19 protein-coding genes are annotated in these 23,412 nt (G+C 71.3%); 10 read left to right on the forward strand and 9 right to left on the reverse strand.

Features of this window, described 5'->3' with window-relative positions; all coding sequences use genetic code 11:
• Window positions 1-645 precede the first annotated feature (645 nt).
• Together ACZ5OX_RS17540 and ACZ5OX_RS17545 are read right to left on the reverse strand one after the other, a co-directional pair.
• Window positions 646-1,176: a hypothetical protein gene (locus ACZ5OX_RS17540; protein WP_465630721.1), complete on the reverse strand. Its 531-nt coding sequence runs from the start codon at window positions 1,174-1,176 to the stop codon at window positions 646-648.
• Window positions 1,177-1,336: 160 nt separating this feature from the next.
• Window positions 1,337-3,310 (reverse strand): Ig domain-containing protein, encoded by a 1,974-nt coding sequence (locus ACZ5OX_RS17545; protein ID WP_465630723.1) that lies wholly within the window; start codon window positions 3,308-3,310, stop codon window positions 1,337-1,339.
• Window positions 3,311-3,869: 559 nt separating this feature from the next.
• On the opposite strand from ACZ5OX_RS17545, the gene ACZ5OX_RS17550 reads away from it, so the two are divergent.
• The 5 genes from ACZ5OX_RS17550 to ACZ5OX_RS17570 all read left to right on the forward strand — a co-directional run bounded on the left by ACZ5OX_RS17550 (window position 3,870) and on the right by ACZ5OX_RS17570 (window position 7,634).
• Window positions 3,870-4,106 (forward strand): hypothetical protein, encoded by a 237-nt coding sequence (locus tag ACZ5OX_RS17550; protein WP_465630725.1) that lies wholly within the window; start codon window positions 3,870-3,872, stop codon window positions 4,104-4,106.
• Window positions 4,103-5,476 carry an NUDIX hydrolase gene (locus ACZ5OX_RS17555; RefSeq protein WP_465630727.1) on the forward strand — a complete coding sequence of 458 codons (1,374 nt, stop codon included), beginning with the start codon at window positions 4,103-4,105 and terminating at the stop codon, window positions 5,474-5,476. Before ACZ5OX_RS17550 ends, ACZ5OX_RS17555 begins: the two co-directional genes overlap by 4 nt.
• The gene (locus ACZ5OX_RS17560; RefSeq protein WP_465630728.1) at window positions 5,473-5,973 is read left to right on the forward strand and encodes an NUDIX hydrolase; all 501 of its coding nucleotides are present in this window, start codon (window positions 5,473-5,475) and stop codon (window positions 5,971-5,973) included. Before ACZ5OX_RS17555 ends, ACZ5OX_RS17560 begins: the two co-directional genes overlap by 4 nt.
• Before the next feature lie 116 nt (window positions 5,974-6,089).
• Complete coding sequence (locus ACZ5OX_RS17565; RefSeq protein ID WP_465630730.1) at window positions 6,090-6,614, forward strand: NUDIX domain-containing protein; 525 nt, start codon at window positions 6,090-6,092, stop codon at window positions 6,612-6,614.
• Between the two features lie 351 nt (window positions 6,615-6,965).
• Window positions 6,966-7,634, forward strand: coding sequence for a GAP family protein (locus tag ACZ5OX_RS17570; protein WP_465630732.1), 669 nt, complete (start codon window positions 6,966-6,968; stop codon window positions 7,632-7,634).
• Window positions 7,635-7,843: 209 nt separating this feature from the next.
• On the opposite strand, the gene ACZ5OX_RS17575 is transcribed toward ACZ5OX_RS17570, so the two are convergent.
• The 4 genes from ACZ5OX_RS17575 to ACZ5OX_RS17590 all read right to left on the reverse strand — a co-directional run bounded on the left by ACZ5OX_RS17575 (window position 7,844) and on the right by ACZ5OX_RS17590 (window position 14,570).
• On the reverse strand, window positions 7,844-9,550 hold the full coding sequence (locus tag ACZ5OX_RS17575; RefSeq protein WP_465630734.1) for a SulP family inorganic anion transporter: 1,707 nt from the start codon (window positions 9,548-9,550) through the stop codon (window positions 7,844-7,846).
• Window positions 9,501-9,815 carry a hypothetical protein gene (locus ACZ5OX_RS17580; protein WP_465630735.1) on the reverse strand — a complete coding sequence of 105 codons (315 nt, stop codon included), beginning with the start codon at window positions 9,813-9,815 and terminating at the stop codon, window positions 9,501-9,503. Before ACZ5OX_RS17580 ends, ACZ5OX_RS17575 begins: the two co-directional genes overlap by 50 nt.
• Before the next feature lie 173 nt (window positions 9,816-9,988).
• Window positions 9,989-10,660, reverse strand: coding sequence for a GAP family protein (locus ACZ5OX_RS17585; protein ID WP_465630737.1), 672 nt, complete (start codon window positions 10,658-10,660; stop codon window positions 9,989-9,991).
• A gap of 412 nt (window positions 10,661-11,072) precedes the next feature.
• Window positions 11,073-14,570 carry a CHAT domain-containing protein gene (locus ACZ5OX_RS17590; protein WP_465630739.1) on the reverse strand — a complete coding sequence of 1,166 codons (3,498 nt, stop codon included), beginning with the start codon at window positions 14,568-14,570 and terminating at the stop codon, window positions 11,073-11,075.
• A 35-nt stretch (window positions 14,571-14,605) separates the two neighbouring features.
• Here ACZ5OX_RS17590 and ACZ5OX_RS17595 point away from each other — a divergent pair, with 35 nt between their 5' ends.
• Complete coding sequence (locus ACZ5OX_RS17595; RefSeq protein ID WP_465630740.1) at window positions 14,606-14,938, forward strand: hypothetical protein; 333 nt, start codon at window positions 14,606-14,608, stop codon at window positions 14,936-14,938.
• 12 nt (window positions 14,939-14,950) lie between these two features.
• Complete coding sequence (locus tag ACZ5OX_RS17600; RefSeq protein ID WP_465630742.1) at window positions 14,951-15,772, forward strand: hypothetical protein; 822 nt, start codon at window positions 14,951-14,953, stop codon at window positions 15,770-15,772.
• A 191-nt stretch (window positions 15,773-15,963) separates the two neighbouring features.
• Here ACZ5OX_RS17600 and ACZ5OX_RS17605 read toward each other — a convergent pair whose 3' ends face one another.
• Window positions 15,964-16,485 (reverse strand): nucleoside-triphosphatase, encoded by a 522-nt coding sequence (locus ACZ5OX_RS17605; protein ID WP_465630744.1) that lies wholly within the window; start codon window positions 16,483-16,485, stop codon window positions 15,964-15,966.
• Window positions 16,486-16,873: 388 nt separating this feature from the next.
• Here ACZ5OX_RS17605 and ACZ5OX_RS17610 point away from each other — a divergent pair, with 388 nt between their 5' ends.
• From ACZ5OX_RS17610 to ACZ5OX_RS17620, 3 genes are read left to right on the forward strand one after another with little or no spacing between them, the layout of a single operon-like run.
• The gene (locus tag ACZ5OX_RS17610; RefSeq protein WP_465630746.1) at window positions 16,874-17,701 is read left to right on the forward strand and encodes an FAD binding domain-containing protein; all 828 of its coding nucleotides are present in this window, start codon (window positions 16,874-16,876) and stop codon (window positions 17,699-17,701) included.
• Window positions 17,698-20,436, forward strand: a complete 2,739-nt coding sequence (locus ACZ5OX_RS17615) for a molybdopterin-dependent oxidoreductase (RefSeq protein WP_465630748.1) — start codon at window positions 17,698-17,700, stop codon at window positions 20,434-20,436. Before ACZ5OX_RS17610 ends, ACZ5OX_RS17615 begins: the two co-directional genes overlap by 4 nt.
• Window positions 20,433-21,401: an antibiotic biosynthesis monooxygenase gene (locus ACZ5OX_RS17620; RefSeq protein ID WP_465630750.1), complete on the forward strand. Its 969-nt coding sequence runs from the start codon at window positions 20,433-20,435 to the stop codon at window positions 21,399-21,401. The genes ACZ5OX_RS17615 and ACZ5OX_RS17620 overlap by 4 nt, the downstream gene beginning before the upstream one ends.
• Window positions 21,402-21,404: 3 nt before the next feature.
• On the opposite strand, the gene ACZ5OX_RS17625 is transcribed toward ACZ5OX_RS17620, so the two are convergent.
• Window positions 21,405-21,902 (reverse strand): helix-turn-helix domain-containing protein, encoded by a 498-nt coding sequence (locus ACZ5OX_RS17625; protein WP_465630752.1) that lies wholly within the window; start codon window positions 21,900-21,902, stop codon window positions 21,405-21,407.
• A gap of 237 nt (window positions 21,903-22,139) precedes the next feature.
• The gene (locus ACZ5OX_RS17630) at window positions 22,140-23,189 is read right to left on the reverse strand and encodes a LacI family DNA-binding transcriptional regulator (protein WP_465630753.1); all 1,050 of its coding nucleotides are present in this window, start codon (window positions 23,187-23,189) and stop codon (window positions 22,140-22,142) included.
• Window positions 23,190-23,412 lie beyond the last annotated feature (223 nt).

Consider the following 23,412-nt stretch of genomic DNA (forward strand, 5'->3'; position numbering starts at 1 on the left):
CCGTTCCGAACGACCTCCAACGGGCCGAGCACGCGAAACTGAATCATGATTACCCCCATGTACTCATGACCGAGAAAAGTCACGCCAAAAGCACAACGCCCACGAGCGGAAGATGGTTCCGAACCGCACCCCACAGGGCCACCGGCCGTGGCCTCACACGCTTATCCGCGCAGCGCCGCGGAACCCGATCGCCGTCGCGAGCCCACCGACCCCACCCCCACGTGGACCCATATATAGCCAGCAAAACTGTAGCACGCAAGCACCCCTGTGCACAACGCTGATTCAACGAACATTTACCCGCGCACTTCCTCCGCCCTTCCAGGGCTTTACCCGGATCGACTTTCCCCGGAATGCGGCAGTATTTCCAGGTTGCGATCCGCGGGTGCGGCCGAATGCCGGCCGGACGACCGAGCAGGACTGACGGCGAGCCCGCGCCGGTGCCCGGTCGGCGGGCGGGCGTCCGCCGCGCAGACGCGGCAGGTGGTGGTCATCGCGGGCAACTGCCGCGATGACCACCGCCGGTGCGGTCACCCCGAGCCGGCGCGCTCACGGGGGTGCTCCGCGTTGGTGGTGCCGGTGACGAGCAGCGGCCCTCGCCGGCCGTCCGGTGGGGCGAGGCCGGGCCGCCCCCGCCCCACCGGGCCGTCAGCCGACGGTCAGGCGGAAGGGGCCTGCCAGCACCGAGTAGCCGTCGTTGGCCAGGTAGTAGGCGTCGTACGAGCCGGCGCCGTTCAGCTTGGACGTGGAGAGGGTGACGGCACCGCTCCGGTTCGGCGTGTAGGACCAGGTCAGCGCGGACTGGGAGCCGGGGGTCACGCCTGCGGGGTAGAGGCCGACCCAGTTCTTCGGGCCGGCCTGGGAGGCGTTCGGCACGGCGTAGCGGAGGGTGACGTTGCCGCCGTTCGCCACCGCGTTCAGGGTGCCGGTGAGCGTCGGCCCGGTCGCCGTGGACGGTGCGAAGGCGGCGTTGAGGGGCGTTGCGTAGGTGTCGTTGCCGGTCAGGCCCGGCAGGCCGAGGGCGGCTTCTATGGTGCGGCCGACGCTGTAGTGGTCGTAGTGCAGCGGGCTGCTGGTCCCGGCCGGAACGGTGCTCTGCGAGCCGACGACGATGGCGACGTGGTTGTAGGCCTCGTTCTCGTCCCGTTGGTGAGGGTGGGTGTCATGGCTGTTCGCCATGAGCGGGACAGAGGTACCGGTCAATGCTGTCCGGCGGAAGAACGCTGACCGAACTCGACCCGAAGAAGCCGCTCCCGGGCCCGTCCTCGTGGACGGGCCCGGGAGCGTGCCGGTCGGTGCGGAACGGATCGGGTGTCGGGTCGGGTCGGGTCGGATCAGGTCAGGTCAACTTGACCGACGCGTCGTCGACCAGGAACGCGGTCTTCCCGCTCGTCGAGTGCGCGACCAGCTTGATGCCGACCGTCGAGCCGAACTCGGCCGCCACGTACGGCGTCAGGTCGAAGGACTGGAGTCGGTAGCCGTTGGTCGCGTCGAGGTTGGTCCACGTCTTCACGGTCGCCAGGTAGTTGCCGCTCCACTGGTCGTACAGCTCCAGCGAGAGCGTGTCCGCCGCCGGGCCTCCGGGTGCGGAGGACCCCTCGGCGCTGCCTGTGATGTTCAGCCAGAAGGAGAGGTGCTCCCTGGTGTACCCGGGGGTGGTTTCCACCCACTGGGTGATGGAGTCGTCGTTGGCGGTGTTCTGGCCGAGCCACGCGTACGTCGAGCCGCTGTGCGCCTGGTGCGCGGTGGACGGCGTGATGATGTTGTACCCGGACGGGTTCCAGACGCCGTGGTCGGCGGTGTGGTTCTCGAAGCCGGGGTCGTTGAGCTGTTCGATCGGGGTGCAGCCGCTCTGCGGGCCGTGGAAGAAACCGGCCTTGAAGGTCTGGCTCTGGGTGTTGCCCTGGTCGTCGCGGCCGGTCACGGTGATGGTCTTCCAGCCGGTCGCGCGCGTCGTGCCGGTGATGCGGCCGGTCGCCGGGTCGATCCGTAGGCCGGCGGGCAGGCCCTTGGCGCCGTAAGTGATCGGGCGCCCGGCGCGGTCGGAGGCGAGCACGGGGATGTTGACCGGTTTACCGCTCTCGACGGTCTGCTCGCACGGCCGGGTGACGAGGAGCGGCGCGTTCCCGAAGACCGGGCCGTCGCCCGTGCACAGGTGGTCGTAGTTGGACCAGGTGGTCTGCACCGGGAAGACGCCGGTGGAGAGCGTCAGGTTGAACATCCCGCCGTTGGCGCCGACCGGGATCCAGGAGCACTTGTCGGCGTTCTCCTGGCCGGTGGCGTCGGTCCAGGCGCCCGAGGCGTTCTGGTCGGTGATCGTCTCGGCGTACTCGTGGCCGCCGATGATGCCGTACCCGTCCAGGCGGCCGCGCGCACCGGGGTTGATCCAGTTGGTGCCGCAGTTGGGCACGTCGGTCAGGTAGGGCATGAGGGTGTAGGCGAGGGTGCCGGCCGAGCTGCGCATGAAGGTGTGCCAGGCGCAGTAGCCGAGCTCCTTCCACTTGTCGGAGTCCAGTCCCTGGCCGGTGTTGACGACGTACTGGACGTCCCGGTTCTGGTTCGGATCGGTGTTGCCGAAGTGCTGGGCGGCTGCGACGACTTCGGCCGCGATCTCCGGCTCGGTGGCGGCCTTCGGCGCGGGCTTCGTGTTGTCCACCCAAACGCCGGCGAGGGTCTGGCCGGCCACCGGCATGCCGACGTGGTTGGCCTCGGGCGGGCAGTAGGACGAGCCGGGTGCGATGCCTTCGCAGTACTGGGTCATCACCTTGGACCAGGTGTCGGTCGTGCTGCCCAGGCCCTTGAAGAAGTCCTGCTGGTAGGGCGCGGCGCCGTCGGGGTCGCCGGACAGCGTGACGTTGCCGGTGGCCGGGTCGGTGCCCGGGGTGCCCCACTGACTGCCCCAGTAGATCAGGTAGACCTTCGGCTGGCCGGTGGTGACACCGATGGAGTCCTGGCCTCCCCGGTAGGTCATCTGCAGGTCGTAGTTGTTGCGGGGGGACACGGCGGTGTCGTGGGCCTTCGCGGCCTGCCGTTGGGCGAAGGTGTCGGCGTTGGGCATCACGTGCGGCCGGACGGAGCCGACCTGCACCCAGGTGCCGTTGATCTGGCGCCAGCCCTCGGCCGCGGGGTGCGGGTCCTTCGGGGGCGTGGCCGAGGTCGGTGACTGGGCCGTCTCCGGCCGGTCCTGGGCGAGGGCGGTGCCGGTGCCTCCGGCTGCGGCGAGGCCGAGCGCGAGGGCGCCGAACAGGAGCCTTCCAAGGGTTCCGCGGGGGCTTCTGAGTGTTCCGCCGGGGCGTGAGCGTGCTGCGGGCACAGGTCGGTCCTGACTCTCTGTCGGAAGGCGGGGAAGGTGAAAGCCGCCCCTGCGCTGCCCGTTGACGACGCGTGGCGCGGCATGTGAAATGACACATGTCACCGGTCACATGGATCAAGACCCGGGAGTCGAGGTTCGCGCCCGTCCCTTTCGGGGCCAGGAGCCTGAACGTTCAAACCCTTGCCCGCCAGGCGATCGCCACTGCCTCGCCTTTGAGCCGGACGAGGGCCTGTCCTCACCACCCGCCTCACGCTGACGGCCGTTGACACCGCCCACCCCGACACACCCTCCGTCCGAAACGTCCTTACCCATCCGACCAGCCGAACGGGTGAATCCGGCGACGGCTATGCGCCGCGCGACCTCCTCACCCATGAGGGCGTCCGACGCCGTCTCGACCCGACCCAGGGCGCCGCACTCGAACGGGCTCTCGCCGCCTGCGCGCTGGGCTTCGCCGCCCTGCCTCACGCCCAGCGCAGCCGGTTGGAGGAGCCGTTGGAGCACGCGCGCGGGGTGCTCGAAATGTCCCCGTTCGACCCGGGCTCGCCCGGAGCGAATTCGCTTGAGCGCTGCGTTCGAACAGCACCATCATCAGTCACCTCCGCTCGCGCGAACCCGTCCAACTCCGGTGCATGAGTGCGCACTTGCCGCGCCGTTCGCCGACGGACGGCTCCGCACGCTCGAACACCAGCCACGTCTGGAGGTCCTCGTGGACAACCCCACCGGCCAGGCCGCCGGCATCGCCTCTTCCGGCCGGCCGACCGTGCCCGCCCGCGACTCCGAGGAGCCTGATCAATGATCGACTTCGGCGTACTCACGAACCTCGCCGCACACGAGGGCATCGAACGGATCGGCGTCGGCGTCGTGGTCCGCGACGCCTCGGGACGGATCCTGATGATCCGCAGGTCCCCGCACGACGTGCTGCCGGGCCTGTGGGAGTACCCCGGTGGCGGCCGGGAGGAGAGCGAGACGGTGCCCGCGGGCGCGGCCCGCGAACTCTTCGAAGAGACCGGGCTCACCGGCCTGCCGCTGGAGTACGTGCGGCATCTCGACTTCACCAACCAGCACGGGCGGCGCGTGCGCCAGTTCGTGTTCACCACCGCCGTACCGGACGGCACCGAGATCGCCCTCTCCCCGGACCACGACGGCCACCAGTGGGCCCACCCGGACGCCCTGCCGCCGACCGGCGACGGTCAGCGCGCGGTGATCGAATGGCTCACCCGACGCCTGGGCATCCCGGGCTGGCGGCCGGTCGGCGGCTACCTCACCACCATCGCCCGGCCCAGCTCCTACGGCTGCCTCCTGGTCACCGACCCCCAGGGCCGCGTCCTCGGGATGCGCTCGACCGTCAACCCGGACGTGTGGAACTTCCCCGGTGGCAACGTCGAGCACGGCGAGACGCCCTTCACCACCGCCGTGCGGGAGGCCGAGGAGGAGCTGGGCCTCGACCTCGCAGCAGAGAACCCCGAGGTGATCGCCCGGCGGCGCCTGGTCGCCGTCATCCACGAGCAGGCCGGCACCGAGTACCCCGTGCCGGTCTGCGGCTACGTCTTCGACGGCGGCGTCCTGACGCCCGAGCAGCAGGCCCGCATCCGGCTCGACCCCTCCGAGCACAGCGAGTGGCGGTTCGAGACCGCCCACGACTGGCACGCCCTCATGACCGTGGACCGCTACCGGCGACTCCTGCAGATCCTGCGCGCCCACCGTTGCGGTACCGCGCTCTACCTCGAACGCCCGGCCCCTGCCGACGACTTCGAGGGCATCATGGTCTTCGTCACCGACTCAGCGGGGCGGTTGCTGATGCACCGGCGGGACGACAAACCCGGTATCGCCTGGCCCGGCCACTGGACGCCGATCGGCGGATGGCGGGAGGCGAACGAGACGCCCGAGCAGACCGCGGCCCGTGAGGTCCGCGAGGAGGCCGGGATCACGGTCACCGGAATGCGGCCGGTGCCGGGTCCGCAGCATGACCTCGTGCACCCGCTCACCCGTGTCCTGCACGCGGTCTGGGACGGCGACGAGAACGATCTTCGGCTCGGTGACGAGGGCCTGGCCGTGCGCATGGTCCCCCTCGACGAGGTGCTCGCCCTGAAGGTCCCGCCGTATCTGCAGCACTACCTGCCGATGCTCACCGAAGCAGCCGGCCTGCCGTCCGGGAGCACCTCGTGAATCCGCTCGACGACACCCGCCACTGCTCCACGATCGTGCCCCGTGTCACCAGGACGGAGCCGCCGACCCTGGTCGTCGGCGTCCACCTCGTCCTGCTCGCCGGCGACACCGTGCTCCTCGGCCGGCGCCACAACACCGCCTACGCGAACGGCCTGTGGCACCTGCCGGCCGGACACATGGAGCCCGGGGAGACGGTCACCCGCTCGATGACGCGCGAGGCCGAGGAGGAACTCGGCATCCTCATCGCCGAGGACGACCTCGCGCTCGTCCACACCCTGCACCACCTCGACGCCGACGACGGCCGCAGCCGCCTCCAGTTGTTCTTCCGACCCACCCGCTACGACGGCCGGGTCCGGAACGCCGAACCGCACAAGTGCGACGCGCTGCGCTTCTGGCTGCTCGACCGACTCCCGGCCGACACCGTGCCCTACACCGTCCACGCGCTCCGCGAGATCACCCGCGGCAGCGCCCTGTCCACCGTCGGCTGGCCGGTGTGAGCGCCCCCACCGTCCTCCACGACGTGGACCGGCACGCCCGCACCGTCCTGGACCTGCTGCGCGACCCGAACCCCGTCGCGTGAAGACCCCTTCTCCCCCTATCGGTTGGAGCACCCATGCAGTCCCTGCGCCAGGCCGTCTGCGTCATCGTCCACGACGAGAAGGCGGGCAAGGTCGCCTGCGTCCACTACGCCAACGACTCCTGGTCCACGGTCCCCGCCTGGACCGTCCCCGGCGGAAAGGCCGAGGAGGGCGAACGCCTCGACGAGGCCGCCGCCCGCGAACTGCACGAGGAGACGGGCCTGGTCGTCGCCGCCGAGGAGCTGCGGCTGGTCCACACCATTCAGGTCAAGGCCGGGTGGGACGGCAAGGGCCCGTTCCTGCTCTCGGTCTTCGCCGCGACCTCGTGGCGGGGCGAACTGACGAACACCGAGCCGGACAAGCACCTCGCCGTCCTGTGGATGGACGCCTCCGCGCTGCCCACCCCCATGTTCCCCACCTCGCACGCCGCCCTCACCGCCTACCTCGCCGGCGACGGGCGGGGGTTCTCCACCTATGGCTGGGACGCCTCGGAGGACCTGCGCGCCCTGGTCGGGGCCCGGTGCCCTGCGCGGTTCGTCGGTCAAACAGGTGAACGCTGACTCTTCGGAGGAAAGCGAGGTGCAAGGCGGGTAGCCCTGCAGGGCCCGACTGATGCTTCGCGGGTGGCAACGACGCGCCGGCCGACGATCAGGAGGATGCATGACTTCGGGACTTCGTCATCCGGTTCGTCGATGCCTGGACCAACGACTCCGCCCCGTCGGTGAGCACGTCGCCGCGCCCCGGGCCCGCTGGTACCTGCTCACCCTGCTTGGCTGGTGCCAGTCTCGCCCTGGTGGTGGTCGGCACGATCAACGTGCATCGCTGCTGTCCCGGAGGTGCGGGGTGGTCGGGTCTCCGTTGTCCGCGAACGTGGCGGGTTCGGTCGGTTCCGGGAGAGAGGACATTGCCGCATGGGTGGCGCGATCAGTCAGCTGCTGAGTTCTGCCGTCGGTGTGGCCGTCAGCCCGCTGCCGGTGATCGCGCTGGTTCTGATGCTTGCCGCGCGGCGCGGTCGGGCCAAGGGGATCGCCTTCGTCACCAGCTGGATGGCCACGCTGGCCGCGGTCGGTGTGATCATGCTGATCGTCGGCCGTGACGCCCATGCGGGCGGGAAGGCCGCTACGTGGACGATGTGGCTCACGCTCGCGCTGGGGGTGCTGTTCGCGCTGCTCGCCGTCAAGCAGTGGCGAGACCGGCCACGGCGCGGCAAGGCGGCCGAGATGCCGACGTGGATGGCGAAGGTCGACAAGTTCTCGCCGGGCCAGTGTGCGGGGCTCGCCGCCGCACTGTCCGGGGTGAACCCCGCGAACCTCGCGCTGACCGTCGGGGCGATCGCCGCGGTCGACGGCGCGGCCTCCCGTGTCGGGGTGAAAGCCCTCGCGCTGGTGGTGTTCGTCGTCGTGGCTTCTTTGGGCGTCCTGGTTCCGCTGGGGGTCTATGTGTTCGCCGGGTCCGGCGGGGCGGCGACTCTGGAGGGCTGGAGGGCGTGGCTGACCAGGCACAACTCCACGATCGTGATCAGCCTGCTGGTGGTGCTGTCCGCCAAGTTCATCATTGAGGCGATCGTCGAGCTGACCTGAGCCGTCCACGGCATCCCTCGGCGGGTGAGCGACGTTGCAGGCGCCCACGCGGGTGGCAGTGACGGTTGTCGGTGGTGACGCCGCGACCCGCCTCTCACGTCAACGCACGTGGAGCTGGACCTGCGGCATGGCCGCCGACTTCCCGTGGTCGGGGGACGGCCCGTTGGGGGGGACGGCGAACCCGGGCTCGGTGCGGGTGGTCCCGCCGCTCACTGTCGGCCGGTCTCGTCGCCGTGCTGGTCCTGCACCCAGCGTTGCGCGTCGGCGTAGGCGCGCTTGAGGGTGGCGCCCACACGCTCGTCGCCGGGGTAGATGTTCTGGGGGCCGATCAGGTCGGTGACCCCTGTCACCCGGAGCTGGTCCTGGATGCGTTCGCCGGCCGAGGCGATGACGAGCTTGCCGCCGGTCGCGGCGAGGGCCTCGGCGTAGTGGCGCAGCACGCCGATGGCCGTGGTGCCCAGTTCGGTGCGCCCGCGCAGTCGCAGGATCACCACCGTGTGGCGGGAGGCTTCGGTGGGGGTCGGCAGGGAGGCTTCCAGGGCCGGGGCGGCGGCGAAGAACAGGCTTCCGTAGGGCTGGAGGACGACCACCTCGCCGGCGGGGAGGTTCGTCGGCGGGTCGCTCTCGACGAGGTGCCCGGCCGGGTCGAACTGCTGTCGTTTGACGGTGAGCCGGTTCGACTGGCGCACCACGTGCAGGATCACCGACAGGCCCGTGCCGGTCAGCACCGCGTACTGCAGCGGGATCACCATGGTGAGCGTGAACGTGGTCACCAGTACGGCCTTCTGCCACCCGCCGGTCCGCCACACCGACGCGAGCCTTGCGGGCTTGACGGTGCGCCAGCCGACCAGGATGAGCAGGCCGGCCAGGGCGGGCATGGCGATGTGGCCGACCACGCCGGCGAAGGCCGTGATCGTCACCGCCATGACCAGGCCGGCGATCATCAGGGCCAGGCGGGACCGCGCGCCCGCTGTCTTGTTCAGCACGGTGGCGGACATCGACCCGCCGACCGGCATTCCGCGGAACACCCCGGCGATCACGTTCGCGGCGCCCTGCCCGATGAAGTCGCGCGAGGCGTCGGGGTAACGGCCGTCCGGGTTCGGGAAGCTCGACGAGATGCCCGCCCCCTGGACGAGGCCCACCAGCGCCAGCGACAGCGCCGGGACCAGCAGCGACGGGACCGCCGACAGCAGCGGCGCCGCGGGTAGGGGAAGCGAACGCGGGACGGCTCCGAGGTCGCGCACCGTGGCGATGCCGTGCCGGCCCAGGGCGGCGACCGCGGCCGAGGTGAGGGCGACCGCCAGCACCAGCCCGAGCGGGCCGAGTCTGGTGCGTTCGAGCAGGAGTACCAGCGCGATCGTCACCAGCCCCACGGTCAGGGACTGCACGTGGAACTCGCCGGGATGGGTGACGGTGTTGACGGTGCGGACGACCCGGTCGGCTCCGGCGGCCCGGTAGCCGGTGAGGTTGGCGAGTTGACCGAGCACGATGTTGACGCCGACGGCGCTGAGGAACCCCACCATCACCGCGTTCGACACGAACCGCAGCATCGATCCGAGTCGCAGGAACCCGGCCGCCAGCATCACCACACCGGTCAGCACGGACAGCGTGAACAACGCCCGAGCGGGATCGGCGCCCGAGTGGATCACCGGGGTGTCGGCGATGATGACGGCCATGGCGCCGGTGGCCTGGACCGCCATGAAGACCGAGCCGGTGAAGAACGAGCCGCCGAGCATCCCGAACAGGTACGCGTAGAGGCCCGACAGCGGGCTGACCCCGGCGAGTACGCCGGCCGCCAGGCCGTCGGGGACGCTTTCCACTCCGAGTACCAGGCCGGCCACTGCGTCCTTGCGCAGCGTGGCTCGGTCAACTCGCCACCGGATGTCCATGGGCCCTTCGCGGGGTCGTCGCGGCATTGCATGGCGGGCAGGTCGGGGGAGTTCGGGCCAGCCGCGGCCGGGCGGCCGCGATCAGCTCGCCCTGCTCCCGGCAGATTCCCGTGTCGTAGACGATCAGCCCGTCGTCGCCCTCGATGACGATGCTGTTCACCGCCCACCCGCCCAGGTTCTCCAGCACCCGGATCGGCCGGTCCTTGATCTTGGTCACCCGTCCGGTCGAGTACCGCTCACGGTGCTCGCGACAGTAGGAGGGGAACGAACGTTCGATCTGCGGCTGCGACACCACGTCACCTCGACTCGCTCAACGGAACGCCACGGGTTTGCCCAGCGATCGTTGTGCAGCCGCCGAGGGCAATCACGCAGCCACGCCGCGTGACTGGAGGGTCTGTCGGCGTCCGGACCGCGTCGTGCGCTGCAGGGCGCGCCGGCCGGCGGGTATCCGTCAGCCGTGGGCGGTCATCCGCCCAGTCCCGTCAGTGCGTCACCGAGGTACTTCACGCCGAGGACGAGCAGCAGCACGGTCATGATGGCGCTGTTGTGCGCGGTCATCCACGCCTTCCAGCCGGCCAGGATGCCCTCGGCCCGGTCACCGCCGAAGTGGAAGACGCCCAGTGGCAGCAGCACGCACAGCGAGGCGATCACGACCATCAGCACCACGGCGAGCGCCTTGCCTCCCGCGCTCGCCCCGCTGGACGCGATCGAGACCGCTCCCTCGACCACCAGCACCAGGTTCTTCGGGTTGGCCAGCACCAGTACGGCCGCGAGTCCGACGGCTTTGCCGGGAGTGAACCTGTCGATGGCCTGCATCCACTTCGGGACCGGCGCCTCCTCGCCCTCGCGCGGGCGGCCCCGCCACTGTCTGGCCGCCATCAGCAGGAAGAGGACGCCGAGGGCGAGCTTGAGCCAGAACGTCCATTCGGCGGGCTCGTCTCCGGTCCGCATGTCGCCGCCGAAGGCCACGATCAGTGAGGTCGCCAGCGCCACCACGACCACCCAGCCGAGCGCGAACGCGCCGCCGTTGCTCCGACCGCGCGGCGTCGCGAGCATCAGCACCATCGCGATCAGCGGAATCGGGCTGATCGCCACACCGACCGCCGAGGCCAGCATCTGGCCGACAGCGTTCTCCATCTCCACCCTCCGATCGCGGGGCCTTCCGGCGAGGTCACGGTAACCGGCGAGCTTGTCGATGGCGCGCCGATCCGGGCGGGCAGGTGGCGGACGGAACCTCGGTCGCCAGGGCGCCTGAGCCACCGGCGGACGAGGAGCGCGAGCTCCGGGTCGAGCCGGATCCGGGCGGCGGTCAGGCAGCGGGAATCGCGCTGCTGCTCTCCGTCTGGGTCACGACGGTGGCCGTGAACACGAACGCTTCGGTCTCGACGGCGCGTGGCGCGCCCCGGGCGGCCGGGTGGCCGTCCGGGGCGCAAGCGCGGGGCCCAAGCGCCGGGCACGAGGCGCCGGGCACGAGGCACCGGGTCGGCGTCGAAGGCGTGCTCCTGCTTCCCGCCTCTCACCGCGGTTCTCGGGCCCCCGTCAACAAGAGTCAGGCACCGATGTGCTGGTAACCCGCCCAGTCCGCCGGCAGCCGTGGTGTCTTCGCCCGTTGCCGTCGCGCCGCGTCGGCGAGGGCCCTGGCGATGCGCCCGTCGGGGGCGCGAGGGATCTGAACGTTGCCGTAGAAGGAGGTGGCGACGTCCACTGCGCTGTCCTCCCGGACCGGCCACAGGGTGCCGACGACGTGCCGGTATCCCGCGAGCTGGAAGGCCGCCGCGACGTGCAGCGGTTCGTCCAGGAGGCGGCCGGAGTCGATGGCGGTGGAGCAGGCGGACAGGTACGCGAGGTGGGCGCCGTCCAGCCGCATCCGGTCGACGTGCCGGGGCGTGAGTCGGCTGCCGTCGGCGAGGAAGAGACCCGCCTCGCGGTTTCCGTGGCAGGAGAAGTGCACGGCGGCATAGTCCGTGAGGCAGGCGGCCACCTGGTCGGCGGTGGTGGTCGCGTCGAGGACGTCCGTGCCGGGGACGAGTCGCCGGATGGGGTCGGTCTCCCGGTAGTCAGGGTGGAGACCGGGCCCTTCGACGGCGAGCATCGGCTTGGCGGTGGCGCGCGACGGCTGCCTGCGGGTGTGGTGCAGGGATCGAAGCGTCGGCGCGTACGAGCTGACGACACGGTCGAGCAGGTTGTGTGCCGGGTCCTGGCCGCCGACGTCGGTCAGGCCGGCGGCGTGCAGGGGGAGCACGGCGAACGGCCCGGTGGGCACCCACCACAGGCGCGGGAGCGGTCGGCCGGGGCGGTGGGGCAGGTCGAGGGCGGCCGTGACCGGCTCCCCGACGGCCTCCCAGAGCCAGCTGAGCAGGCCGGAGATCGCCTCGGACTGGCGCGACACGACGCTGCGCGGAACCACTGGTCCCTGGCTCTCGCGCTCGCGGTTCACCTCCTCCAGCCTCACCGCCCAGCAGGCCGCCTCGTCCAGCGGCGCATCGGGCAGCGGGATGGAGGTGCATCGGCCGTCGGCGATCAGGATGGCGTCGGTGTCGCGCAGATGGCTGCCGGTCAGGGTGACGATCGGGCCGGCCGCGCCGAGGGCGAGCAGTTCCCGGGCCTGCGGCGGCAGCAGCAGGTGCTCGAAGCCGGGCAGGCTCCGGATGCGGCGGAGGAGGCGTTCGCGGCTTCCGGCGTCGGCCTGGCGGCGGTCGGCGTCGTCCCCGTGGTCGGCCGTGAGCAGTGCTTCGAGTTCGGCGGCGTGCTCGGGGTGGACGCGGTGGAGTTCACCGAGGTCGGTACGGCCGGCGATTCCGCCGGCGAGCAGGACGCCGCGGGCGGCCTCGAGGTGCTGCAGCGCCCGGAAGGGCGGGGCGCCGGCGTTCAGGGCGGCGGCGCAGGCGTCCGCACCGAGGACGAGGGCGTGGCGACCGAGGATGCGTTCGAGGTCGTCGCGGCCGAGCCGGGGCGAGGCGAGCAGCGGGATGGTGTCCGCGGCGCGGCCGAGCAGCCGGGCGGCGGCGGGCCAGTCGCCGGCCTGGACCGCGGTGTGGGCCGCGTCGCGGGCGGCCAGCAAGAGCTGGGCGGGGCGGGCCGCGGGGTGGGCGAGCAGCCGGTCGGCGTGGGCGAGGAGGTCGGTGAGCACACCGGGGTCGGGGGTGTTCGCGTACTGCGTGCACCCGGCGGCGACGAGACCGGCGAGGATCTCGGCCTCGCGGACGCTGCCGGGTCGCGCGTCGGGAAGCTGGGCGCGCAGCTTGTCCGGCGCTCCTGGGGACCAGGGGTTGCCGGTTTCCATCGCCTGCGCGCTCTGGTGGATTACCCGGCCGGTCGGGCTGTCCGGCGGAACGTCGAGGCTGTTCGCCTCGAACAGCCGGCCGAGTTCGGTCACTGCGTCGAGGTCGGGCTCGCCGGGGAAGGACACGATCTCCACGAAGCGCTTCACGATGGCCACCAGGCCCGCGTCGGTATCCGGGTCGAGGACGGCCAGCAGTTGCTCGGCTGCCGCCCTGGCCTCGGCGGCCGGCCGCGCCTTGGCTGCCTCCCTGACGTCGTCGGGGTCCAGGGGGTGACCGCCGTACCATGCCTGGTTGTACCGGTCGACAGCTCGGAAGAACACGGCGGTGAGCGCCTCGACCTGGCGGTTCCGGAGCTGCCGGGCTGACAGTTCGGCCAGCGCGGGGTCACCTGCGAGCTCGTCCACGGTCGGAAGGTCCAGGGGCTCTGCGGGCTCGTCCAGGCCGTCGGTGGAGTCGACAGCCCTCCGGCGGGTGCCGCGCAGCTGATCGAGCAGGATGCGGGCGTCCGGGCGGACCAGCCCGCCCGCAGGACTGTCGAGGACGGCTCGGCACAGCGCGACCCCCTCGTCGAGCAGGCCGACGGCGCCGGTCAGGTCGAACTCGGCCTTGAGGAGCCTGGCGTGGGCGAGGCGCGCCTCGCCCAGCCGGTCGGGGTCGGATGCTGTCCGCTCGGTCCAACGGGCGATGTGATCCCGGGCCCGGGCGAGGGTCGCCGCGTCGCCGGTGCCGGCGAACCGGGGGATCAGGTACGAGACGAGGGTGCTGAAGCTCTGGGTGATGGAGCCGTCGTCGGCGATCCCGTCGTCGGCGATGCGCAGCGCCAGCTCCTCCAGTTCGGCGCCGAGGCGGCCGTCCTCGTCGGAGCCGGTGTGGAGGCGGAGAGCGAGGTGAGGGAGATGGGAGGTGAAGTAGAGGATGCGGTCCGGGTCGGCGGGCTCGGTGGCGGCGATGGCCTGCCGGCCGATCGTGATGGCCCGCTCCAGGCCGGCCCGGGAGAGCGGCGAAGACAGGTCATCGGGCGCCGTGGCCATCGCCAGGAGGGTGAGGAACCAGGCCCGGCGCGGGTGCGTCGGCGGGGCTTCGCCGATGGCCTGCTCGACCGCGGTGAGCGCCTGGCGGCGCAAGGGCTCGGAGCTCCCGCGGCGGGCTGCCTCGCCGATGAGGACGGCGCCGAGCGCGGCCCCCGTGGTCGGGCGTAGCCAGTGCCCGACAGGCAGGCGGTCGAGCACTTCTTCCAGGAGGTCGACCGCGTCGTCGGCGCTCCCCTCCCGAAGGGCCTGGACGGCCTGGTCGAAGCGGCCGACCGCCGCGACCACGTCGGCGCTACGCCCCCAGCCGAGCCCGGAGTTGACGAAGTACCGCAACTCGGTGGTCGCCCGTGGCCCGGCGGTTCCGGCAGCGGTGTCGACAAGCCACCGGGCGTCCCACCCGATCGGCGCGCGCTCGCGCAACGGCGACGGCAGCAGCAGCGGGGAGACCCGCCCGACCATGGTGAGCCAGTCGGCGGCGAAGGCGGCGGTGTCCCGTTCGGTGTGGCCCGCGAGGATGTCGGCCCAGGCCCAGAGCCCGAGGGCCTGCGCCTTGCGCGGTTCGCAGTAGGGGGTGTTCTCGGTTCGTTCCAGGAGCGCGGACCGCGCGAGCACGGCTCGCTCCCGATGCAGCTCGGCCTGTCCGCCGCCGGCGGCGAAGGCGAGCAAATGTTTCAGCACGGCCATGAGTTCCGGTTCGGTGCCGTCAGGCGGGAAGAATCCGGGGGCAGTCATGACGCCATGGTGGGCCACAGCGCGGGAGGTTGTCAGTGCTTTCGAGGGAAGCCGTCGCCGGCTACGTGTGCGAGTACCTGGAGGACCTGAGGGAGGAGCTACCGCCCAACGAAATAAGGGAGTTGGTCGCACGGATCGGCACCGGCGAGGCGACGCCCGAGGAGCTCACGGCGGCACTGGAACGCGCGGGCTTCGTGGTGAGCGACGGGGGTGTCCGTACCGCACCTCTGCCGGGCGGCCGGCTGGGCGAGCCCGAAGCGGTGTGGGTCTGCCCGGGCGACCGCTGCGAGCGGCACTGGCGACGCGGCTTCGTCGGACAGCCGGTGCCCCTGTGTGGAGTTGACGCACTTCCGCTGCGGCGTGACTGATCGGAGCCGACGATGACGTCACTGCTGAAGGGGTTCCTCGGCAAGGCCACCGAACGATGGGCAGCCCAACTCGGCCTGCCCGGACTGCTGTTCGTTGCGCTCTGCTGGACGGCCCACGTGCTGGGGCACCGAAACGCCCTGAACGTCCCTATGCTGCTTGCCGATTCGGCCGACACGGTCGATCCGGCCGCCCGTTCCGACCTCCGAATCGCGGTGCTCCTGGGGATCGTCGTGGCGTTCGCAGCGGTGGCATCGGCGGCGGCCGGACTGGCCGTCCGGGAGCTCGCACCGGTGGCGCAGAAGCTGTGGCTCGGCGAAGGCCGTTGGGGACTCGGCCGCGCACGGACCGACCCGGCCACCGGGGCCACCGGACCGGCGTCGGGGATCGGCGCCAGGTTCGGCCGCCTGCACGTGGAAATCGGGACCTACTACCACCTCGACCTGGCCCGGGTCTGGCCACGGCTCTGGCTGCTGCTCCCCGAGTCGGCCGCGGCGGAGCTCACTTCAGCCTCGGACAGGTTTCGGAAGGCCGCCGAGACCCAGGTGTGGGGACTGGCTTGCCTGCCGGTGGCCTGCTGGTGGTGGCCTGCCGCGCTCCCCGCAGCCGTACTGGTCACCGCCGGTTGGGCCCGGGGACGAGCCGCCGCCGAGGAGTTCGCCGCCATGGTGGAATCCGTGGTTGACATCCATGGCGCCACCCTGGCGGCCGCACTCGGCTTCCCCTGCCCGGACGGGCAGCTCACCCCCAGGATCGGACAGCAGATCAGCGACCACCTCGCGCGTCGCCGCGGGCTGCGACGCCGAGTGCCGCATCAGACGGCCGTCAGCGACTAGAAGGAGCCATAGAGCCAGGAAGGGAGCCGAGAGCGCGGGTGTATGGATCCCGGCGGACGCGCTCGTGGCCGGGGGCCTGGTGGCGCGCCCGGACCAGCGGGCCGAGGCGCGCAGCAGGTCGTCGTGTCGTCGGGTGATCGCGGATACGGTGCCACCGGGGCGGGCCGTCGGATGCGTCCTCTCGTACGGGATCAGCGTCTCGCCGACTCCAGCCGCGCCGCCAGCCGTTCGGGAAGGGCGTCCCGGTTCGCCGCGGTCAGCCGGAGGATCTCGACGTCGGCGCGGCGCTTGAGGGCGTCGGTGAACGGGCCGTGCTGCGCCTGGACGGTGGCCACGATGCCGACCTCGGCGGCGAACAGGGCCCGGACGGCGTCCTCGAACGGGCGGTACGCCAACTCCATCCGGCCGAGCTCGTCGATGAGCACGAGCGTGCGCTCCGTCCACACCAGGGACGGCAGGGCCAGGCGCTCCATGACCCGCAGGTCGACGCCGTACCGCCCGACCCGTGGCGGCCCCGGGAAGTCGACATGGGCGAGCACGGCACGCTCGCCCGACAGCGTTTCCAGCGCGAAGCCGACCCGGGTGCCGTGCGTACGGATCTCCTCCGTGGTGAAGCCGGAGGTCTCCCGGGTCGGCAGCAGCGCCGCGAGTCGGCGGATCGCGGTGGTCTTCCCGCTGCCGGGGCGGCCCTCCAGCAGAATCCTGATCGGCATCGCGGGCTCCGGGCGGGTGGTCGTCGGGCAAGTGGTCTTGTTCTCAGCGCGGTCCTGTTCTCAGCGCGGTCTTCCGCTCTCAGCGTGGCCCTCCGCGCACCCGGGCCGCAACGCCGGTCGGCCCGTACCCGGCCGCACGGGGAACCGTCCGGGACCGGTCCCCCGCCGGACCGCCGGCCCCACACCTGCCGCAACCACCGCACCGACCCCGACGGCTCGGCGTCATGCCGAGGCCCTGACTTGGCGGGCCCGGCTCGTCCGGCTATACGCTGGATGTGCGTCCCAGCGCCCGCCAAGGCTCCTCCTCGGGCGTTCGACCGCAGCGGCCCGAGAGCGACTCCGGGGGCGGTCCGTCGCGCGGTGGTCGGCATGAGGGAGAACGGTTCCCATGGACCTCAACACCGTCACCGAAGTCGTCCGGCACCCGCCCGGTCGGCCCGGCCTGGACTGGCGTGAAGGCGACGCCTGGCTCGCGGGCGGCACCTTCCTGTTCTCCGCCGAGCAGCCGGGCCTGCGCCGCCTGATCGACCTGACGTCCCTGGGCTGGGATCCGCTCGTTCCGGGCGACACCGGCCTGGAGATCGGCGCGACCTGCACCATCCGCGACCTGTACGCCTTCGAGCCGCCGCGGGAATGGACCGCGGGTGTCCTCTTCGCCACGGGCTGCGAGGCGTTCCTGTCCTCGTTCAAGGTGTGGAACTCGGCGACCGTCGGCGGCAACATCTGCCTGTCGTTGCCTGCCGGCCCGATGATCACGCTGACGGTCGCCCTCGAGGCCTGGTACGAGCTGTGGGCTCCCGACGGGTCGATCCGCGTCGTCGATGCCCTCGACTTCGTGACCGGCGACAAGCGGAACCTCCTCGCACCTGGCGAACTGCTGCGCCGCGTCAGGATTCCGGCGAGTGCCCTGCGGAAACGCACCGCGCACCGCCGCTTCGCACTGACCCGGCTCGGCCGCTCGACGGTGTTCGTCATCGGTACCCGGACGCCCGGGACGAACGACCTGACGCTCACCGTCACCGCCGGCACCACGCGGCCGGTGCGGATCGCCTTCAACAGCGTTCCCGACGCACGAACTCTTCAGCACAGCATCGATGTCATCCCCGCCGACTACTGGTTCGCCGATCCGAACGGGACTCCCGAACACCGTCGCCACCTGACCAAGCACTTCGCTGAGGAGATTCGTCACGAACTCATGGCTGGGGGCCCGGCATGACCTTCACGGTGAACGGCAGGAGCTTCGACGACGAGCCGCAACCCGGCCAGTGCCTGCGTACCTTCCTCCGTTCGCTCGGTCACTTCGGTGTCAAGAAGGGGTGCGACGCGGGCGATTGCGGCGCGTGCACGGTGTGGCTGGACGGCGATCCGGTGCACAGTTGCATCACCCCCGCGTTCCGCGCGGACGGTCACGAGGTGACGACGATCGAGGGTCTCGGATCACCGGGTGACCTGCATCCGATGCAGCGACAGTTCCGTGACGCCCCGGGGTTCCAGTGCGGCTTCTGCACAGCCGGGATGATCATGACGTCGGCGGCGCTCACCGAGGCCCAGAAGGACGACCTGCCCCGGGCGTTGAAGGGCAACCTCTGTCGCTGCACCGGCTACCGGGCGATCGAGGACGCCGTGCGGGGCGTCACCGGTGTGGAGACGGCGGCCCCGGGGAAGGCGGTGGGGACCAGTGTCGGCGCGCCGGCGGCCGACGACGTGGTGACCGGCCGCGCCGAGTTCACCATGGACACCCGTCTCGAAGGCATGCTGCACCTCAAGGTGCTGCACTCACCGCACGCGCACGCCCGGATCGTCTCGATCGACAAGACCGCCGCACTCGCGGTTCCCGGCGTGCGCCGCGTGTACACCTGGGAGGACGTGCCGCGCAAGCGCTTCACCACGGCGATCCACACCGACCATCTCGTCGACCCGGACGACACCTTCATCCTCGACGACACGGTGCGCTTCGTCGGCCAGCGCGTCGTGGCCGTCCTGGCCGACACCGTCGGGGCGGCGGAGGAGGGCTGCCGGAGGGTCGTCGTCGACTACGACGTCATGCCGGCCGTGTTCGACCCCGAGGAGGCGATGGCCGAGGGGGCGCCGCAACTGCACGGCTCGCAGGACCCCTTCGTCCGGGATCCGGTCCACAACGTCCTGATGGAGATCCATGCGCACATCGGTGACGTCGATGCCGGATTCGCCGACGCCGACGTGATCCACGAGGGCACGTACTCCTCCCCGCGCGTGCAGCACGCGCACCTGGAGACCCACGGCTCGATCGCCTGGATGGAGGACGGTCGCCTGAACGTGCGTACCAGTTCGCAGTCGCCGTCGATCGCCAAGGCGAAGCTCGCCCACCTGTTCGCCCTGCGGCCGGACCAGCTGCGGGTGTTCTGCAAGCGGGTCGGCGGCGCCTTCGGCGGCAAGCAGGAAGTGATCTCCGAGGATCTGGCCGCGCTCGCCACGCTGGACACCGGGCGGCCGGTCTGCTTCGAGTACACCCGCGAGGAGGAGTTCACCACGGCCTCGCCCCGGCATCCGATGACGCTGACGGTCAAGCTCGGCGCGAAGGCGGACGGGACGCTCACGGCGTTCCAGGTCCGCAACGTGTCGAACACCGGCGCCTACGGCAACCACGGCGGCGAGACGCTGTACGCGGGTGGCGCGGCCGTCATGATCTACCGCTGTCCGAACAAGAAGTACGACGCCTTCGCCGTCTACACGAACACCGTTCCGAGCGGGGCACTGCGCGGATACGGGACGACACAGCCGGCGTTCGCCGTGGAATCGGCGATGGACGAACTGGCCCGCGCCCTGCACCTCGACCCGCTGGAACTGCGGCGCCGCAACATCGTCCGACCGGGCGATCCGCTCGTCGCGTTGCACGACGGACCCGACGACGTGACGTTCACCGAGGACGGCCTCGCCGAGTGCATCGACCTGGTGGACGCCGCGATGGCCCGAACGGCTCACGAGCCGCCACCGGGGCCCGACTGGCTCGTCGGGGCCGGCGTGGCGAGTTCCCTGCACGAGACCGCGCCCCCGACCGAGCACATCTCGGAGGCCTGGGTCACGCTCGGGGACGACCTGGTGTACGAGCTGGCTGTCGGGACGGTCGAGTTCGGCGAGGGCACCCCGACCGCCCATGTCCAGATCGCGGCCCACCAGTTGGGCACGACGCCGGAGCGGATCCGCCTGGTGCAGTCCGACACCGACCGCACGGGGTTCGACACCGGCGCCTTCGCGAGCGCGGGACTCTTCGTGGCGGGCAACGCCGTCCTCCGTGCGGCCAACGCGGTGCGGGACCGGATCCTGGAGTTCGCCGCCGCCCACACGGGCGTCCACGTCGTGATGTGCTCGATGGACGACGACGGCGTCCTCTGCGGCGAGCAGCGCGTGTCGTTGGCGGACCTCGTCGCCCTGGCCCGCGCGCGCGGAATCCGTTTCACCGCCGCCCGCAAGGCCTACGGCTCGCCGCGAAGCGTCACCTCCAACACGCAGGGGTTCCGGATCGCCGTCCACCGGGTGACGGGCGAGATCCGCATCCTCTACAGCGTGCAGGCCACCGACGCCGGCGAGGTCATCAACCCCGCACAGGTCCGGGGACAGGTGGACGGCGGTGTCGCCCAGGGCATCGGCTTCGCGCTGACCGAGAATCACCGGATCGACGCGAGCGGTGCCGTGGTCAACCCGAACCTCCGCAACTACCGCATCCCCACCTACGCCGACGTTCCCCGAACCGACGTGCTCCTGGTGGCGTCCTCGGACTCGGTCGGGCCGCTGCGCGCGAAGGGCATTGCGGAATGCTGTGTCAACCCGGTGGCCGCCGCCCTGGCGAACGCGCTCCACGACGCCACCGGCGTCCGCTACCGCGCGCTGCCGCTGACCCCGGAACGGATCTTCAGCCGGCTGAACGAAGCCAGTCCGGTGTCGACGGCGGCGGGGTCGAAAGGAACACCGTGAAGCCCCGGGACGGGGACGCTGCGGCGACGGCCATCATCGGTCTGAAGGTCCGGCCGGGGCTGGAGCGCGAGTACGAGACGTGGCAGGAGGACGTCAACGCCGCCGCCGCCGACTACCCCGGCTACCTCGGCGCGGAGGTCTCCCCGCCGACGTCCCGGCAGCCCGACTGGATCGTCGTCTACCGGTTCGACTCGATAGCCCACCTGCAGGCATGGATCAACAGCGCGACCAGGCAGCGCCTGCTCGACGCCGGCAGCAGGTACCTCGACGGTCCGGGAACCCAGCAGGTCGTCAGAGGCGGCGTGCGGGAACCGGATCCGCTCGTGACCGTCGTGGTCACCCACCGTGTCCACCCCGACCACGTCGACGAGTTCCTCGACTGGCAGCGGCGGATGAGTCAGGAGGAGCGGACGTTCGAGGGCTTTCGCGGTACGGAGCTCTTCCGCCCGGTCGAGGGACTCCAGGACGAGTGGACCACCCTGTACCGGTTCGACAGTGCCGAGCACCTCGACGCCTGGCTGACGTCAGGCGCGCGGCGGAAGCTTCTCGCCGAGGGCAGCAGGTTCAACGAGTTCAGACTCCGGACGATCGACAACTCCTTCGGCAGCTGGTTCGCCTTCGAGGAGAACGGCGAGGAGGTGCCGCCGCCCTCGGAGACCAAGACCGCCATCGCGGTGTGGGTCGGCCTGTACCCGACCGTCGTGCTGCTGACGCTCGCCCTTTCGCCGCTGAAGATGCCGCTCTGGATCGGACTGCTGGTGGGCAACCTGCTGTCGAGCTTCACCATGAGCTTCCTGACGATGCCCTTCTACGTGAACCGGCTGCTCAAGCGGTGGCTGCGGCCCCCGCCGGACGAGCCTGCGGGGAGGAACAACCGCATCGGTCTCGGCATCGTCACCGGGGTGACCGCGTTCTGGGCCGCCGTCTTCTACCTCGTCACGACCCGGTTCTGGACCTTGCCCTGACCTTCAGGGGGCCTGGACCGAAGAGTCCGCGCCGCGTCGGCGCCCCGGCCGGGCCCCGCCCTGGTGCTGGGGCCGGGCGGGGCGGGGCTGCGGACACCGCCGGCGGCGCCGACAGCACGGACCGCTCTCCCCGATCGCCGTCAACGGCAGGACCATCACGACCACCGCGGACGGCTGCTCGTCCACCACCTCGGCGGCCGGCGTCCCACAGTGGCCCCCGCCCGGCTGATCGATCCCGCTACCGGGAACGGCCCGCGCGGCACGGAGAAACCCCTCCAAGCGCGAAGCCCCCAGGCCGAGTGCCGTCGCGAGTTGCTGGACCGAACGGCGATGTGGTCGGCGCACCCGGCCCCGCTCGATGTCGCTGATCGTCCTCACACTGACCTGGGAACGCCGGGCGAGTTCCTCGTGCGTGAGTCCCGCTGCACGCCGAAGCGCCCTCAGCATCCCCCCGAATGCCGCATCCCCTTGCTGTGCCTTCGACACGTCACCCCCGGGCATCCGTCCCCCCTCCTACCGAACGCGCGCTTCCACGTCTTGGCGCGTGGGAGCGCTCCCACGATGGGGAGCGTAGCAGCCCGTGACCTCCGGGTAGGTCGCGACACCCGCCGGGAGCTCGTGGAAGGACAACGGAATTTGATGCCCTCTCAGGCCGGATCGGCCAGGACGAAACCGCCAGGCCGAGCGCCAGGCCAAACCCGCAAGCCGAGCGCCAAGCCGAGCGCCAGGCCGAGCCCGTCAGGCCGAGGCCCGAACCGTCAGTTCGGTCGGAAGGGTCACCTGGCGACGCGGCCGACCGGGTTCGGCGATCTCTTCGAGCAACAGCTGAACCATCAACCGCCCCATCGCCTCGACCGGTTGGCGAACACTGGTGAGCGGCGGCTCGGTGCTCCGGGCGACAACGGAATCGTCGAACCCGACGACTGCCACCTGTCCCGGCACGCGCCGCCCCGCCTCGCGCAGCGCCCGGAACGCGCCCACGGCCATCAGGTCGGAGGCGCAGAACACGGCATCGAGGGTGGGCGCTCCGGCCAGGAGTTCGCGCATCGCCGCGTAGCCCCCCGCCTCGGTGAAGTCGCCGTGGGCGACGAGTGCTTCCTCCAAGGGGAGGCCGGCCTCCATGAGCGCCTCCCGGTACCCCGCCAGACGTGCTCCGGCCGCCTCCATGTCGAGCGGCCCCGTGATGGTGGCCACTCTGCTGTTGCCGCGCGCGACCAGGTGCCGGACGGCCGCCCGGGCCCCGCCCGCGTTGTCGGCGTGGACATAGCTCAGCGGTTCCCGCTCGGAACGGCGACCGCCCAGCACGGTCGGCATCTCGAGCCACTCGAGCAGGTCGGGCAGCGGGTCGTCCTGACGCACCGAGACCAGGAGCACACCGTCGACCCGACGCGCGGTGAGGTAGCGCGTCAGACGCTCGCGTTCGTCCTCGTTGCGGACCAGGGCCAGCAGCAACTGCAGGTCGGTCGCGGCGAGTTCGTCGGAGATCCCGGTGATGACGTCCGAGAAGTACGGTTCCGACCTCAGCCGCGCCGCGCTTTCCGGGACGACCAGGGCGATGACATCGCTCCGCGAGGTCACCAGGGACCGTGCCGCATGGTTGGGTACGTAACCGAGCTCGGCGATGGCGCGCTCCACGGCCTCCCTCGCCTCGGTGCTCACCTTGGGCGAACCGTTGATGACCCGGGACACCGTTCCCCGGCTGACTCCCGCGCGAGCGGCCACGTCTTCCACCGTCGGTCGCGCGCCGGACCGGGCGGTTCCGGGACCCGGCCGTTCAGTTCGGGGCATGATCACACTCCGGCGTGGCTCACCGGGCGATCGTCCGGAACGGGGCGACGGAAGTGATCCACGAGGTCGACTGTTCGGGAGACATGCTTGCGCACTCTCGGGGGCGGCCATCCTACACGCGGTGGGAGCGCTCCCACCGCCTCTCGACCCACCCCGCCACACGAGTCCCGCCGACCTGGGGCCCGTCAGCCGGGGCCCGCCGGCCGGTCGGGACTGCTCCCGA

This window comes from Kitasatospora sp. NPDC032121 (assembly GCF_055580145.1).